Source organism: Streptomyces sp. NPDC020917, from assembly GCF_044333795.1.
In the GTDB taxonomy this organism is placed as follows: domain Bacteria; phylum Actinomycetota; class Actinomycetes; order Streptomycetales; family Streptomycetaceae; genus Actinacidiphila.
Genome location: NZ_JBIRRR010000020.1, coordinates 1 through 14288, shown reverse-complemented (window position 1 = coordinate 14288; position 14288 = coordinate 1). Strand labels below are relative to the sequence as shown.

Genomic DNA, 14288 nt, shown 5'->3' with positions numbered 1-14288 from the left:
AGGTGTGCGAACGCCCGCCATGCGTGGGTGCGCAGCAGGCGGGCGGCGCGGGGGCCGATCCAGGGCAACCGGGTCAACCAGTCCATGGCAGGCGGCTACCCCCCGGCCGCCGGAGCACGCTTGCGCCGCGCCGGCCCCCGGACCGGTCCCGCCTCCGTCCCCGTGCCCGGCCCCGTGCCCGGCCCCGCATCCGCCCCTGCCGCCGTCACCGTCCCCGCCTCCGTCCCGAACACGAACGTGCGGGTGCCCCAGAACCGCAGCACCGTCGCCAGGGCCATGCCGATGCCGGAGCCCGCGACCACGTCGTCGCGCGGTCTGGTGAAGCCGAGCAGGTAGTGCGAGACGGCCAGGCACACCAGCTGGATGCAGGCGCCGGCCAGGTTCACCGCGAAGAACACCCCGTACTGCCGGGCCCTGCTCACCGCCGGCGGCCGGCGGCGGTAGGTGCCCAGGGCGTTGCCGGCGTAGGCGACGGTGCAGCCGGCCAGGAAGGACAGCGCCTTCGCGGTGAGCGGGCCGAGGCCGCCGGGGCCGCGGAGCAGGACGAACAGCCCCAGGTCGGCCGCGTACGCGGCGGTGCCGGCCATCGCGAAGCCCAGTGCCTCGGCCGCGACCGGGCTGCGCGGCCTCACCGCACACTCATCGGTTCACCACGGCCAGCACGTACAGCGCTCCCCATGCGGCGCCTATCACCGTCAGCGCCCGGTCGCGCAGCAGCACGTCCTCGGGCGCGCCGGCGGATCCGGAGTCCGCGAACACCGCGTAGCGCAGCACCGAGAGGATGAAGGGGATCATCGACAGCTGCCGCCAGGGCAGCAGGCCCGCGCCCCTGGCGCCGGTCTCCACCGCCCACAGGCAGTAGGCCAGCACCGCCACGCCGGCCGCGAGCTGCCAGACGAAGCGCAGGTAGCCGGTGGTGTAGGCGCCGAGCAGGGCGCGGGAGGCGCCGAGGTCGCCGTCCTTGCCGGCCATCAGGACGAGTTCGGAGTAGCGCTTGGCGGCGACCATGAACAGCGCGCCGAAGCCGGAGGTGATCAGGAACCAGCGGGACAGCTCGATGTCCAGCGCCACCCCGCCGGCCATGGCCCGCATGAGGAAGCCGGTGGTGACGATGAACAGGTCGACGACCAGGATGTGCTTGAGCCACACGCAGTAGGCCAGCTGTATGACGACGTACCCGGCGAGCAGGCCGGCGGTGTCGATGTTGCAGGCCACGGCGGCGATCGCGGTGGCCAGCACGGCGAGCAGCGTCCCCGCGGCGTACGCGGCGGCGGCCGGCACCTGCCCGCTGGCCACCGGGCGCAGGCACTTGACCGGGTGCGCCCGGTCGGCCTCGGCGTCCCGCGCGTCGTTGATCAGGTACACCGCGGCCGAGCAGGCGGTGAAGAGCACGAAGACCACGCCGAGCTGGGCGAGTTCGGGGACGGTCAGCAGCCGGGCGGCGGCGAACGGCGCCGCCAGCACCAGGCCGTTCTTGACCCACTGCCGCGGCCGCGCGGTGCGCAGCAGGCCGGCGGCCAGGCTCGCGGTGGACGCCGGGCTGACGAGGTCGGCGACGGCGGGCGGCGCGGGCTCGCGGATGAGCGCGGCGGAGCGTTCAGTCATGGCGGCCACCCGCCAGGTGCCCGGTCACGGGCTGCAGCAGCTCCGCGGTGGGCGCGAGCGTCCAGGTGCGGCCGAGCCGGGCCACCGCGCCGCCCAGCAGGGCGCCGCAGGCCACGTCGGTGGGGTAGTGCACGCCCACCACGAGCCGGGACAGGCACACCCCGGCGGCCAGCGGCGGCACCAGCGGCACCGCGCGGGCCAGCGGGCCGCGGGCCAGCAGCGTGCCGAAGGCGATCGCGGCCGCGGCCGAGGAGGTGGCGTGCGAGCTGGGGAAACTGTGCCGGCCCGCGGTGCGCACCAGGGGTTCGTCGCTGGGCAGTTGGGGGCGGGGGCGGCGCACGACCCGCTTGACCGCCATGCTCGCGAGGTGCGATCCGGCCACCAGCGCCGTGGCCCGCAGCCAGGCCCGGCGTCTGACGCGGTCCGCGCCGGCACCGGCCAGGCCGGCGGCGATCCAGACCGCTCCGTGCTCCCCTGCGAGGGAGAGCCCTTTCGCGGTTCCTGCGACGGCGGGGTCCGCGCCGAAACGGCGCAGTACGGCAAGCAGCTGATGGTCGTAACGCATCGGCGGATCTCCCTCAAAGTGGTCGTACCGCCCTTTAATCTGACAATCCGTATCTATCGCGGCGCCGAGTCCGGTACGTACTTCGGTACGCCCACTGCGGTGACAAAAGCGGCAAAAGCATCAAAAACCACCCCTGTCATGCTGTACGGCGCTACCGTCGCGGTATGGCCGTCCCCTCCGCCTCCGACACCGCCCCGGCCCTGAGTCCGGCACCGGCCCCGACCCCGGTCAGCGGCTGGGGCCGCACCGCGCCGACCGCGGCCCGGCTGCTGCGGCCCGCCTCGTACGAGGAGGCCGCGGCGGCGGTGCGGCAGGCGGCGGAGAGCGGCCGGGGCGCGATCGCCCGCGGGCTCGGCCGGGCGTACGGCGACGCGGCGCAGAACGCCGGCGGTGCGGTGCTGGACATGACGGGTCTGGACCGCATCCACGAGATCGACGCGGTCAACGGCCTGGTGGTGTGCGACGCCGGCGTGTCGCTGCACCAGCTGATGCGGGTGCTGCTGCCGCTCGGCTGGTTCGTGCCGGTCACCCCCGGCACCCGGTACGTGACGGTCGGCGGGGCGATCGGCGCGGACATCCACGGCAAGAACCACCACGTCTCCGGGGCGTTCAGCCGCCATGTGCGGGCCATCGAGCTGCTGACCGGCGACGGCGAGACGCGGGTGGTCACCCCCGAGGACGACCCCGAGCTGTTCTGGGCCACCGCCGGCGGGATGGGGCTGACCGGGGTGATCCTGGCGGCCACCGTCGAACTGCTGCCGGTGCAGACGTCCCTGATGCAGGTGGACACCGAACGCGCTACGGACCTCGACGACCTGATGGCCCGGCTGTCCGCCACCGACCACCGCTACCGCTACTCGGTCGCCTGGATCGACCTGCTGGCCCGCGGCGCCCGCACCGGCCGCGCGGTCCTCACCCGCGGCGACCACGCTCCGCTGGACGCGCTGGACGCCAGGGCCCGCCGCGACCCGCTGGCCTTCCACCCCGGCCGGCTCCCGGCGCCGCCCCGGATGTTCCCGGAGGGCCTGCTGACCCGCACCACCGTCGGGATGTTCAACGAGCTGTGGTACCGCAAGGCCCCGCGCGCCGCCCGCGGCCGCCTCCAGCGGATCTCCGCGTTCTTCCACCCGCTGGACGGGGTGCCCGACTGGAACCGGATCTACGGCCGCAGCGGCTTCGTGCAGTACCAGTTCGTGGTCGGCCAGGGCCAGGAGGAGGCGCTGCGGCGGATCGTGCGGCGGATCGGCGCACACGGCTGCCCGTCGTTCCTCGCCGTGCTCAAGCGGTTCGGGGACGCCGACCCGGGCTGGCTGTCCTTCCCGATGCCGGGATGGACGCTGGCCCTGGACATCCCCGCCGCGATGCCAGGACTCGGGGCGCTGCTGGACGAGCTCGACGAGGAGGTGGCCGCCGCCGGCGGCCGCGTCTACCTCGCCAAGGACTCCCGGCTGCGCCCCGACATGCTCGCGCGGATGTACCCGCGGCTCGACGCCTTCCGCGAGCTGCGCGCCCGGTACGACCCGCGCGGCACGCTGACGTCCGACCTGGCGCGGCGCCGCGCCCTGTGAGGGCGCCGCGCCCGACCCGAAGTCCGACCGAGAACCCGGAGGCCCTGGTGAAAGACGCGTTCGGCGCACCCCAGACCCTGCTGCTGCTCGGCGGCACGTCGGAGATCGGGCTGGCCACCGCGCGCCGGCTGATCGGCCGCCGCACCCGCCGCGTGTACCTGGCCGGGCGCCCCTCCCCCGCGCTGGACCAGGCCGCCCGGGAACTGCGGGCGCTGGGCGCGGAGACCATGACGGTCGGCTTCGACGCGCTGGAGCCCGACACCCACGAGGAGGTCCTCGGCAAGGTCTTCGCCGAGGGCGACATCGACACCGTGCTGCTGGCCTTCGGCGTGCTCGGGGACCAGGCGCACGACGAGCAGGACCCGGCCGCCGCGGTCCGGGTCGCCGCCACCAACTACGCCGGCGCGGTCTCCTCGGCCCTGGTGTGCGGCGCCGCCCTGCAGCGGCAGGGCCACGGCTCGCTGGTGGTGCTCTCCTCGGTGGCCGGCGAGCGGGCCCGCCGGTCCAACTTCATCTACGGCAGCAGCAAGGCCGGCCTGGACGCCTTCTCGCAGGGCCTGGGCGACGCGCTGCACGGCTGCGGCGTCCACGTCATGGTGGTCAGGCCCGGCTTCGTCCGCACCCGGATGACCGAGGGCCGACCCGAGGCCCCGATGGCCACCACCCCCGAGGCGGTCGCCGAAGCCATCGAGACGGGCCTGCGCCGCCGCACCGAGGTCCTCTGGGTCCCCGCCACCCTCCGCCCCGTCATGGCCGCCATGCGCCTCCTCCCCCGCCCCCTGTTCCGGCGCCTGCCCATGTGACCCGCACCGGCAAAAATTACAGCCGGGAGGCTGCGCGGATCTGCTGGTGGGGGAGGACGGGGCGGTCCTCGGCGCCGAAGGGGTAGTCGCGGAGCTTGCGCCAGACCGCGTCGGAGCCCTGCTCGTAGAGGGCGAAGCCGGCGGCGGTCCAGGCGGCCTCGAAGCCGGAGAGCTCGGCCTGGGCGCGGTCCATCGCCTCCTCGGCGATGCCGTGGGCGACGGTGACGTGCGGGTGGTACGGGAACTGGAGCTCGCGCGCGACCGGCCCGGAGCGCACCGCCTCCTGCAGCTCTGCACACGCCGCCGCGCCGTCCGCGACCCGCACGTACACCACGGGCGACAGCGGGCGGAAGGTGTCGGTGCCGTCCAGCCGCATCACGAAGGACCGGCTGCGGGCGGCGGTCCTGGACAGGTGCAGCCCGAACTGGGGCAGCTCCGCTATGGCGACCTCGGTGGGCGGCAGCAGGGTGATGTGGGTGGGGATGGCGTACGCCGCCGGGTCGCCGAACCCGGCCCGCCGTTCCTGGAGCAGCCGCCCGTACGGCTCAGGGACCGCGATGGACACGCCGATCGTGGTGCTGTCCGCTGCCACGTGCGTTCACCCCTTCCCAGTTCATCCCCGCCCGTCCGGCCACCGCCGGCCGGTCACCGGCACAGCCGGTCACATCGGTCACGCCGGGGCAAGTCACCCCGTCTCAGTGTCGCGCGCACACCGGCCCGCCGGGAGCGACGTGCGTCACAGCCCCGCGGGCCTTTCCCACGTCAGCCTTCCGGCGTCCGCGCCGTTCAGTGCTTGGCGGGCAGAAAGCCGATCCGGTCGTACGCGGCGGCCAGCGTCTCGGCCGCCACCGCACGCGCCTTCTCGGCCCCCTTGGCCAGCACGGAGTCGAGCGTCTCCGGGTCCCCCAGGTACTCCTGCGTCCGCTCGCGGAACGGCGTGACCCAGGCCACGAAGATCTCCGCGAGATCGGTCTTGAGCGCACCGTAGCCCTTGCCGGCGTACTGCTCCTCGAGTTCCGCGATTGTGGTGCCGGTGAGGGCGGAGTGAATCGTGAGCAGGTTGCTGATGCCCGGCTTGTCCTGTTCGTCGAACCGGATCACCGTGTCGGTGTCGGTCACCGCGCTCTTGAACTTCTTCGCCGACGCCTTCGGGTCGTCGAGCAGGTTGACCAGGCCCTTCGGCGTGGCCGCGGACTTGCTCATCTTCGCCGACGGGTCCTGCAGGTCGTAGATCTTCGCGACCTCGCGGACGATGTGCGGCGCCGGGATGGTGAAGGTGTCGCCGAACCGGGTGTTGAACCGCTCGGCCAGGTCACGGGTCAGCTCGATGTGCTGCCGCTGGTCCTCGCCCACCGGGACGGCGTCCGCCTGGTAGAGCAGGATGTCGGCGACCTGGAGGATCGGGTACGTGAACAGGCCCACGGTGGCCCGGTCGGCCCCCTGCTTGGCCGACTTGTCCTTGAACTGCGTCATCCGCGAGGCCTCGCCGAACCCGGTCAGGCAGTTCATCACCCAGCCGAGCTGGGCGTGCTCGGGCACGTGGCTCTGCACGAACAGGGTGCAGCGGTCCGGGTCCAGGCCGGCGGCCAGCAGCTGGGCGGCCGCGAGCCGGGTGTTGGCGCGCAGCGCCGCCGGGTCCTGCGGCACGGTGATCGCGTGCAGGTCGACGACCATGTAGAACGCGTCGTGGGTCTCCTGCATCGCCACGTACTGGCGGATCGCACCGAGGTAGTTGCCCAGGTGGAAGGAGCCGGCGGTGGGCTGGATGCCGGAGAGTGCGCGGGGACGGTCAGAGGCCATGGCCCCATTCTCTCAGGTGCGGCCCCGCCCTCCACACCCCCTCTTTTTGCCGGCCGCCCGGGAGGACTCGCTCGGCCCGCAGGTCACCCGTAAGGTTTCACGTCACCACGGGCGAGCGACGATAGAACCGACGGACACGTCGGACAGGGGCACCACCCCGCACCGTCGCAGGCCGCTATCCGCTCCTGACGCACAACGAACGGAGTAACGCACGTGACCACCACCTCCGGCACTCCCGCCACCCCGGGGAACGCCGCCGCTGCCACCTCCACCGACCGCCAGATCGCGGCCGCCGAGGCGCACAGCGCGCACAACTACCACCCGCTGCCCGTCGTCGTCGCCACCGCGGAGGGCGCCTGGATGACGGACGTCGAGGGCCGCCGCTACCTGGACATGCTCGCCGGGTACTCGGCGCTGAACTTCGGCCACGGCAACCCGCGGCTGATCGCCGCCGCCAAGGCGCAGCTGGACCGGGTCACGCTCACCTCGCGGGCCTTCCACCACGACCGGTTCGCCGCGTTCTGCACCGAGCTGGCCGAGCTGTGCGGCATGCAGACGGTGCTGCCGATGAACACCGGCGCCGAGGCCGTCGAGACCGCGATCAAGACCGCCCGCAAGTGGGGCTACCGCGTCAAGGGCGTGCCCGACGGCCGGGCGAACATCGTGGTGGCCGCGGACAACTTCCACGGCCGCACCACCACGATCGTCAGCTTCTCCACCGACCCCGACGCCCGCGCGGACTTCGGCCCGTACACGCCGGGCTTCACGATCGTGCCCTACGGCGACCTGGCGGCGGTCGAGGCCGCGGTCGACGACGACACGGTCGCGGTGCTGCTGGAGCCGATCCAGGGCGAGGCCGGCGTGCTGGTGCCGCCGCCCGGCTACCTGGCCGGGGTGCGGCGGCTGACCACCGAGCGGAACGTGCTGTTCATCGCCGACGAGATCCAGTCCGGCCTCGGCCGCACCGGGCGCACCTTCGCCTGCGAGCACGAGGACGTGGTGCCGGACGTGTACGTGCTGGGCAAGGCGCTCGGCGGCGGCGTGGTGCCGGTGTCCGCGGTGGTCTCCTCGCAGGAGGTGCTCGGGGTGTTCCGGCCCGGCGAGCACGGGTCCACCTTCGGTGGGAACCCGCTGGCCTGCGCGGTCGGGCTCGAGGTCATCGCGATGCTGCGGACCGGGGAGTACCAGGAGCGGGCGGCGGAGCTGGGCGCCCACCTCCACCGGGAGCTGGCCGGGCTCGTCGGGGCCGGCGTCACCGAGGTGCGCGGGCGCGGGCTGTGGGCCGGGGTCGACATCGACCCCGCGCTCGGGACCGGGCGCGAGATCTCGGAGCGGTTGCTCGGGCGGGGCGTGCTGGTCAAGGACACGCACGGGTCGACGATTCGGCTGGCGCCGCCGCTCGTGATCACCAAGGAGGACCTCGACTGGTCTCTCGACCAGCTCCGGGGCGTCCTGCCTTCTGCCTGACCCCGGGGTTCGGGCGCGCCCTTTGTACGACGGCGCGCCGTGCCCCCTCCCCTGCGGTGCGCGCCCCCCTCCGCCCTCGGGTCGCGCCCGCCGGGGTGCCCCCTGGGCGCCATTGCCGTCTGCGGGCATCGTCCCGCCTGAGCGCGCAGGGGGCACCTCCCAGGCGAAGCGCTGGGGGACCCCGCGCCCCTGGCGGTGCACCTTCGGTGGGTGGGGTCGGGGCCGCCACGGGAGTATCTCCTCGGAACTGTGCGTGCGGCTTTGTCCATCGGCTTGCCCGGGCGCATGCACAGTTCCTGCGGGGACACTCCCGCACCGTCCCCTCCCAGCCCGCCCCCCGTCTGCGGGAGGAATTGAGCCGGGGGTCACCCCAGGGGCGCGGGGAACTCCGCGCCCAGCCACCCAGCACACGCCGCAGACGGCAACGACGCCCAAGAGGCACCCCCGTTGCCGAAGGGGCGCGGGGAACTGCGCGACCAGCCACCCACGCACCACGCACCCGGCAACCCACCGCCCGGGGCACCCCGGCTGCCCGCCCCGGAGGGGCGATGCACCAGGAGCGCGGGGAACTCCGCGACCAGCCACCCAGCCACGCCGCAGACGGCAATGACGCCAAAGGGGCACCCCAGAACCCCGCAAGGGGCGCGGGGTCCCCCAGCGCTTCGCCTGGGAGGTGCCCCCAGCGCGACCAGCCACCCACGCACGGCGCACCCGGCAACGGCGGCCCGGGGGCACCCCGGATTCCCGCCCCGGAGGGGCGATGCTCCAGGAGCGCGGGGAACTCCGCCCCCAGCCACCCACGCACGGCGCAGACGGCAACGACGCCCAGGGGGCACCCCGGCTTCCGAAGGGGCGCGGGGAACTGCGCGAACAGCCACAGCGCACCGTTCGACGGGGACGCACCCCGGGGGGCTGCCCCGGTTGCCCGAGGGGCTGATCGACCCCAGCCCGGGGAGGGCGGACGCGGCCCGCGGAGGGCGGGAGCCCGGTTCGTGGAGAGGGGCAGGTGGTGGTGGGTGAGCGCGCCGCACGGCGGGACGGCTAGGGTGAACCGTGGTTTTGGGGATGATCGCGGCGCTCGGCGCCAGCGTGTGCTTCGGTGTGGCCTCCGTCCTGCAGGCGGTGGGGACGCGGGCCACCGCGCCCGGGACGGGCTCCGGCGTGGACACGCGGCTGCTCGCCCGCGCCCTGCTCCAGTGGACGTACCTGCTGGGCCTCGGCGTGGACGGCGTCGGGTTCCTGCTGGAACTGGTGGCGCTGCGCGCCCTGCCGATCTACGCGGTGGGCGCCGCCCTCGCCGCCAGCCTGGCCGTCACCGCGCTCGCCGCCAGCCGGCTGCTGCACACCCGGCTGTCCCGTCAGGAGTGGGCGGGGGTGGCCGCGGTCTGCGGGGGCCTGGCCCTGCTGGGCCTGTCCTCGGGCGCGGAGGGCGGCGGCCACGGCAGCTCCGCGCTGCGCTGGTCGACGCTGGCCGCTGCCGCCGTCGTGCTGCTGATCGGCGTGGCGGCCGGCCGCCTGCCGGACCGGTGGCGGGCCGCGGTCCTGGGCCTCGGCGCCGGCTTCGGCTTCGGCGTCGTCGAGGTCACCGTACGGCTCATCGACAGCCTGTCCCCGGCGGACCTGTTCGCCAATCCGGCGCTGTACGCGCTGCTGCTCGGCGGCGGCTCCGCGTTCCTGCTGCTGACCTCCGCGCTGCAGCGCGGCTCGGTGACGGTGGCGACCGCCGGCATGGTGATCGGCGAGACGATCGGCCCGGCCCTGGTGGGCGTTCTCGCCCTCGGCGACCGGACGCGCGACGGCTGGGAGCCGGTCGCCGTCGCCGGTTTCGTGCTGGCCGTGCTGGGCGCGCTGGTCCTGGCCCGCTTCGGCGAGGTCGCCCCGCCGCAGAACGAGGACGCCGATCCGGACGAGGGCCAGGACCCGGGCGAAGGCGAAGGCCCGGGCCACGGCGCCGGGACGGCCCGGGGCGCCGGGACCGCGCGCGGCCGCGCGGACTAGCGAGCCCCCTTCCCCCTCGGGCCGGCTACGCCCGCGGCGCGGGCGACAGCCGGCAGGTCACGCCGATCCGCGTCCACGCGTTCATCGTCACGCACATCGCGATCAGCCGCGGCAGCTCGTCCTCGTCGAAGAGCGCCGCCGCCTCGTCGTAGACGTCGTCCGGCACGCCGTGGGCACCGAGCGCGGTGACGGCCTCGGACAGGGCCAGCGCGGCCCGCTCGCGCGCGGTGAAGAACGGCGTCTCGCGCCAGACGGTGACGCCGTACAGCTTCTGCTCGGACAGGCCCAGGGTGCGGGCGTCGGCGCTGTGCTTGTCCACGCAGTAGGCGCAGCCGTTGATCTGGGCGGTGCGGATGCGCACCAGTTCGCGCACCATCGGGTCCAGACCGCGGGCGGCCGCCTTGTCCAGCGCGAACATCGCCTGGTAGAAGTCCGGCGCCTTGTCCATGAGGTTGATCCGGCGGGCGGGCGCCGGGACGGGCGCGTCCGCGGAGGTCGCCTGCGCCTGCGGCACCGTGCCGGCAGTGGTCTCGGAGATCGTCATGGCACCACCGTAGAGGCGCAGTGGCTCGTCCCCGTGGTCCACTTGGGTCATGGACCAGTGGGCCACTTCGGAACGCGGCGGCAGCTACGACCTGCTGCTCGACCTCGCCGGCCGCAACTCGCGGGCCGCGCTGGAGGACGCCCTGCGGGAGGCGGTCCGCGAGGGGCGGCTCGCGGCGGGCAGCCGGCTGCCCTCCAGCCGGGTGCTGGCGCGGGATCTGGGCGTGGCCCGCAACACCGTCGCCGACGCCTACGGGCAGCTGGTGGCGGAGGGGTGGCTGACCGCCCGCCAGGGCTCGGGCACGACCGTGGCCGAGCGGCCGGCGCCCCGTCGCCGTCCCGCCACCGCCGCGGGCAGCGCGGCGCTCGACGTCGGACACGGGCCGCGGACCGGCCCCACCGAGCTGGTGCCGTTCGCCACCGGACTGCCGTACGTGCTGTGGCCCGGCTCGCCCGACCTGTCGGCGTTCCCGCGCAGCGCCTGGGCGGCCGCCACTCGCCGCGCGCTGCACTCCGCGCCCAACGAGGCGTTCGGCTACGCCGATCCGCGCGGCCGCCCCGAGCTGCGCACGGCGCTGTCCGGCTACCTGGCCCGCGTCCGGGGCGTGCGCACCGATCCGGACCGGCTGGTGCTGTGCAGCGGCTACGTCCAGGCGGTCGGCCTGCTCGCCCGGGTGCTGCGGGGCCGCGGGGCCCGGCGGGTGGCCGTGGAGGAGGTCGGGCTGCCGGATCTGCGCACCCTGCTGCGGGCCTCGGGGCTCGGCACGCTGACGCTGCCGGTCGACGCCGACGGTGCGCAGGTCGGCGCGCTCGACCAGGCGGGCGGGGAGGTGGCCGCGGCCCTGCTCACCCCCGCCCACCAGTTCCCGATGGGCGTGCGGCTCTCGCCGGAGCGCAGGACCGCGGTCACCGCGTGGGCGCGGGCCACCGGCGGGCTGGTCGTCGAGGACGACTACGACGGGGAGTTCCGCTACGACCGGCAGCCGGTCGGCGCGCTGCAGGGGCTCGCCCCCGATCACGTCGTCTACGCCGGCACCGCCAGCAAGAGCCTGGCACCGGGCCTGCGGCTGGCCTGGATCGCGGTGCCGCCGCACCTGCTGGAGGCGGTGGTCAGGGAGAAGCGGCTGGCCGACCACCAGTCGCCGGTGCTGGAGCAGTTGACGCTCGCCGAGTTCATCGAGTCGGGCGCCTACGACCGGCACGTGCGCAGGATGCGGCTGCACTACCGGGGTCGCCGGGACCGGCTGGTGGCCGCGCTGGCCGAGCGGGTGCCGGGCGCGCGGGTCTCGGGGATCGCCGCCGGACTGCATGTGCTGGTCGAACTGCCGCCCGAGGCAGGGCCGTTGGACGCGGTCATCACCCGGGCGCACCGCCGGGGCCTGGCGCTGGGCGGGCTGCCGACGTTCGGCGCGCCGCCCGGCGCCGCAGCCGCCCTGGTCATCGGCTACGGCACGCCGCCCGAGCACGCGTTCGCCGGCGCGCTGGACCTGCTGTGCGAGGTACTGGCGGAACCCGGTCGCTGACCCGTACCACCGGCACACCGCGGCGCACCTCCAGAGCGCTCCGCCGAACGGCTGACATCCCGTCAATTCCCCTGGCAGGGAAACCACCCGGATGGGTTAATTCGGATGACTGCACCACAGGGGGAAGATCCATCGACACCCCTGCGGGCACGCCTCCCGACCGGGCCTGCGCATCCCGTCGGGACGCGCAATCGCGCAGCACCCCACCCGCCTGTGGTTCGAGGCGTCGTGGCGTGAGACGTTCGGCCCGCACCGGTTCGGCACGTCCTTGGATCCGCACTCCCTCGTCACTGCTCGGACACCGAGCGCCTTTCAAGTGAGGAGGAATCCCATGCCCATCAGCCCGAACCAGGGTCCCACCAGCGGCGGCACCACCGTCACCATCACCGGCGTCAACCTGGCCGGCGCCACCGCCGTCCACTTCGGCTCCCGGACGGCCACGATCACCGCCAACACGCCCACCTCGGTCACCGTCGTCGACCCGGCGGGCAGCGGCGTGGCCGCCGTCACCGTGACCACGGTCGGCGGCACCAGCAACCCGCTCTCGTTCTTCTACATCAACGCGCCCATCGCGGTGTCCCTCAGCCCGGACTCCGGTCCGACCACGGGCGGTCAGACGGTCACCGTCTACGGCTACGGCCTGGCCACGGCCAGTAGCGTGTCGTTCGGCGCCAACAGCGCGACGCCGACGGTCCTTTCGGACAGCCAGGTCACGGTGACCGTGCCGGCCGGCACCGCCGCCGGGTCCGTCGCGGTCACCGTCACCACTGCGGGCGGCACCACCAGCGCACTCAGCTACACCTACGTCGACGTGCCGACGGTGACGTCGATCGCCCCCATCTCGGGCCCGACGTCCGGCGGCACCGCGACCACCATCACCGGCACCGCACTCACCGGCACCACGGCAGTCACCTTCGGTGGCACCAGCGCGTCCTTCACCGTGCTGGACGACACTTCGGTGGCAGCCGTCACCCCGCCCGGGACCGCGGGCGGCGTCGACGTGGTCGTGACCACCGGATCCGGCAGCGCCACCCTGACCGACGGGTTCACCTACGTGGCAGGGCCCGGCATCTGACGGTCGTCCCCAGTCATCCGTCCATAGCCCGCCACCGGCCCGGCCGGGCCGACCGCACCCCTTGGAGTCACCGTGGCCCCTCCCGTCCTCACGTCGGTCGTACCCAACACGGGTCCGGTGGCGGGCACCAATCCCGTGACCTTGAACGGCAGCCAGTTCACCGGCGCCACCGCCGTCACCTTCGGCTCGGCGGCCGCGCTGTCGTACACGGTCACCACACCGTCGGCGATCTCCGCGACGGTCCCCCCCGGCACCGGCACGGTCAACGTCACCGTGCGCACCCCCTCCGGGCTCAGCAACACGGTCACCTACACCTACGCGCCGGCGCCGACCCTCAGCTCGATCGCGCCGGGCCAGGGCCCGACGTCCGGCGGGACCACGGTGGTCCTCACCGGCACCGGCCTCACGGGGGCCACCGCGGTCACCTTCGGCAGCACCCCCGCAACCTCCTTCACCGTCAACTCCGCCACCCAGATCACCGCGACCACCCCGGCCGGCAATGGTGCGGTGCCGGTCACCGCGACCACCGTCGGCGGCACCTCGGGAGCGGTGTTCTTCTCCTACCTCACCGCGCCCTCGCTGCTGTCCGTCGCGCCGTCCCAGGGGCCGGCGTCCGGCGGGACCACCGTCGTCCTCACCGGCACCGGCCTCACCGGGACCACCTCGGTCACCTTCGGCAGCACCCCCGCGACCTCTTTCACCGTCAACTCCGCCACCCAGATCACCGCGGTCAGCCCGGCCGGCACCGGGACGGTGCCCGTCACCGTCACTGGTCCCGGCGGCACGAGCAACACGGTCTTCTACAGCTACCTCGCGGCTCCGGCGCTCACCGCGCTCTCGCCGGCGCAGGGACCGACGACCGCGGGCGCCAGCGTGACCCTGACCGGCACCGGGCTGACGACGGCGTCCGCCGTCCTCTTCGGTTCCACGCCGGCGTCGTTCACCGTGGTCTCCGACACGACGCTGGTCGCGCTCGCCCCCGCGGGCCCGGCGGGCGCGGTGGCGGTCGGCGTGACGACGGCGGCGGGCAGCAGCAACACGGTCAGCTACCTGCGGGTGGCGGCGCCGGCGATCTAGGGCCTGTCTGACACATAGCGCCGTCCGCCCGGAGGGCGGGGCCCGCGGGGCCTGGTGCGTGCGATCGCAAGGCGGAGGGAGGACAGCGCAGCGGGCTGCGCCGACGACTGGCAACGCAGCGATCGCACGTGCCAGGCCCCGCGGGACAGGCGGGATTTGTCAGACAGGCCCTAGAAGAGTCATGAAGATCTTGGAGTTCTGGTCCCGCCGCGTGAGTGGCGGGGCCAGAGTGGTTTCGTGGTGATGGGGGAATGGGCCGGGGAC

The 14288-nt window shown here is 74.3% G+C and carries 13 protein-coding genes; 7 read left to right on the top strand and 6 right to left on the bottom strand.

What is annotated here, in order from left to right; all coding sequences use genetic code 11:
- Positions 1 to 95: 95 nt before the first annotated feature.
- Genes ACH4TG_RS31990 through ACH4TG_RS31980 form a run of 3 tightly spaced genes read right to left on the bottom strand, consistent with a single transcriptional unit; the run spans position 96 to position 2170 of the window.
- Positions 96 to 587 (bottom strand): GtrA family protein, encoded by a 492-nt coding sequence (locus ACH4TG_RS31990; RefSeq protein WP_398246253.1) that lies wholly within the window; start codon positions 585 to 587, stop codon positions 96 to 98.
- Between the two features lie 52 nt (positions 588 to 639).
- Positions 640 to 1605: a decaprenyl-phosphate phosphoribosyltransferase gene (locus tag ACH4TG_RS31985; RefSeq protein WP_398246106.1), complete on the bottom strand. Its 966-nt coding sequence runs from the start codon at positions 1603 to 1605 to the stop codon at positions 640 to 642.
- Positions 1598 to 2170 carry a phosphatase PAP2 family protein gene (locus tag ACH4TG_RS31980; RefSeq protein ID WP_398246105.1) on the bottom strand — a complete coding sequence of 191 codons (573 nt, stop codon included), beginning with the start codon at positions 2168 to 2170 and terminating at the stop codon, positions 1598 to 1600. The genes ACH4TG_RS31985 and ACH4TG_RS31980 overlap by 8 nt, the downstream gene beginning before the upstream one ends.
- 164 nt (positions 2171 to 2334) lie before the next feature.
- Between ACH4TG_RS31980 and ACH4TG_RS31975 the strand changes: the two genes are divergently transcribed.
- Entirely contained in the window at positions 2335 to 3738 is a 1404-nt protein-coding gene (locus ACH4TG_RS31975) for an FAD-binding oxidoreductase (protein WP_398246104.1), read from the top strand.
- Between the two features lie 47 nt (positions 3739 to 3785).
- The gene (locus ACH4TG_RS31970) at positions 3786 to 4541 is read left to right on the top strand and encodes a decaprenylphospho-beta-D-erythro-pentofuranosid-2-ulose 2-reductase (RefSeq protein WP_398246103.1); all 756 of its coding nucleotides are present in this window, start codon (positions 3786 to 3788) and stop codon (positions 4539 to 4541) included.
- A 16-nt stretch (positions 4542 to 4557) separates the two neighbouring features.
- Here ACH4TG_RS31970 and ACH4TG_RS31965 read toward each other — a convergent pair whose 3' ends face one another.
- Together ACH4TG_RS31965 and trpS are read right to left on the bottom strand one after the other, a co-directional pair.
- On the bottom strand, positions 4558 to 5133 hold the full coding sequence (locus ACH4TG_RS31965; protein ID WP_398246102.1) for a 2'-5' RNA ligase family protein: 576 nt from the start codon (positions 5131 to 5133) through the stop codon (positions 4558 to 4560).
- A gap of 194 nt (positions 5134 to 5327) precedes the next feature.
- A complete protein-coding gene (gene trpS, locus ACH4TG_RS31960; RefSeq protein WP_398246101.1) occupies positions 5328 to 6341 on the bottom strand; it encodes a tryptophan--tRNA ligase in 1014 nt (337 codons plus the stop codon).
- Positions 6342 to 6623: 282 nt separating this feature from the next.
- Here trpS and rocD point away from each other — a divergent pair, with 282 nt between their 5' ends.
- A complete protein-coding gene (gene rocD / locus ACH4TG_RS31955) occupies positions 6624 to 7808 on the top strand; it encodes an ornithine--oxo-acid transaminase (RefSeq protein WP_398246252.1) in 1185 nt (394 codons plus the stop codon).
- A 1065-nt stretch (positions 7809 to 8873) separates the two neighbouring features.
- Positions 8874 to 9806: a hypothetical protein gene (locus ACH4TG_RS31950; RefSeq protein ID WP_398246100.1), complete on the top strand. Its 933-nt coding sequence runs from the start codon at positions 8874 to 8876 to the stop codon at positions 9804 to 9806.
- 25 nt (positions 9807 to 9831) lie between these two features.
- Here the strand turns inward: ACH4TG_RS31950 and ACH4TG_RS31945 are convergent, their stop codons facing one another.
- Complete coding sequence (locus tag ACH4TG_RS31945; RefSeq protein ID WP_398246099.1) at positions 9832 to 10350, bottom strand: carboxymuconolactone decarboxylase family protein; 519 nt, start codon at positions 10348 to 10350, stop codon at positions 9832 to 9834.
- Positions 10351 to 10399: 49 nt separating this feature from the next.
- On the opposite strand from ACH4TG_RS31945, the gene ACH4TG_RS31940 reads away from it, so the two are divergent.
- The 3 genes from ACH4TG_RS31940 (at position 10400) to ACH4TG_RS31930 (ending at position 14024) form a co-directional block, all read left to right on the top strand.
- Positions 10400 to 11872 (top strand): PLP-dependent aminotransferase family protein, encoded by a 1473-nt coding sequence (locus ACH4TG_RS31940; RefSeq protein ID WP_398246098.1) that lies wholly within the window; start codon positions 10400 to 10402, stop codon positions 11870 to 11872.
- Between the two features lie 331 nt (positions 11873 to 12203).
- On the top strand, positions 12204 to 12947 hold the full coding sequence (locus ACH4TG_RS31935) for an IPT/TIG domain-containing protein (RefSeq protein WP_398246097.1): 744 nt from the start codon (positions 12204 to 12206) through the stop codon (positions 12945 to 12947).
- Positions 12948 to 13019: 72 nt separating this feature from the next.
- Positions 13020 to 14024 (top strand): IPT/TIG domain-containing protein, encoded by a 1005-nt coding sequence (locus tag ACH4TG_RS31930; RefSeq protein WP_398246096.1) that lies wholly within the window; start codon positions 13020 to 13022, stop codon positions 14022 to 14024.
- Positions 14025 to 14288: the final 264 nt, after the last annotated feature.

Bases quoted from the DNA above. Each gene is read 5' to 3' on its own strand.
- ACH4TG_RS31950 (WP_398246100.1), top strand. From the start codon at position 8,874: ATGATCGCGGCGCTCGGCGCCAGCGTGTGCTTCGGTGTGGCCTCCGTC.
- ACH4TG_RS31990 (WP_398246253.1), bottom strand. From the start codon at position 587: ATGGCCGGCACCGCCGCGTACGCGGCCGACCTGGGGCTGTTCGTCCTG.
- trpS (WP_398246101.1), bottom strand. From the start codon at position 6,341: ATGGCCTCTGACCGTCCCCGCGCACTCTCCGGCATCCAGCCCACCGCC.
- ACH4TG_RS31980 (WP_398246105.1), bottom strand. From the start codon at position 2,170: ATGCGTTACGACCATCAGCTGCTTGCCGTACTGCGCCGTTTCGGCGCG.
- ACH4TG_RS31945 (WP_398246099.1), bottom strand. From the start codon at position 10,350: ATGACGATCTCCGAGACCACTGCCGGCACGGTGCCGCAGGCGCAGGCG.
- ACH4TG_RS31935 (WP_398246097.1), top strand. From the start codon at position 12,204: ATGCCCATCAGCCCGAACCAGGGTCCCACCAGCGGCGGCACCACCGTC.
- ACH4TG_RS31985 (WP_398246106.1), bottom strand. From the start codon at position 1,605: ATGACTGAACGCTCCGCCGCGCTCATCCGCGAGCCCGCGCCGCCCGCC.
- ACH4TG_RS31940 (WP_398246098.1), top strand. From the start codon at position 10,400: ATGGACCAGTGGGCCACTTCGGAACGCGGCGGCAGCTACGACCTGCTG.
- ACH4TG_RS31975 (WP_398246104.1), top strand. From the start codon at position 2,335: ATGGCCGTCCCCTCCGCCTCCGACACCGCCCCGGCCCTGAGTCCGGCA.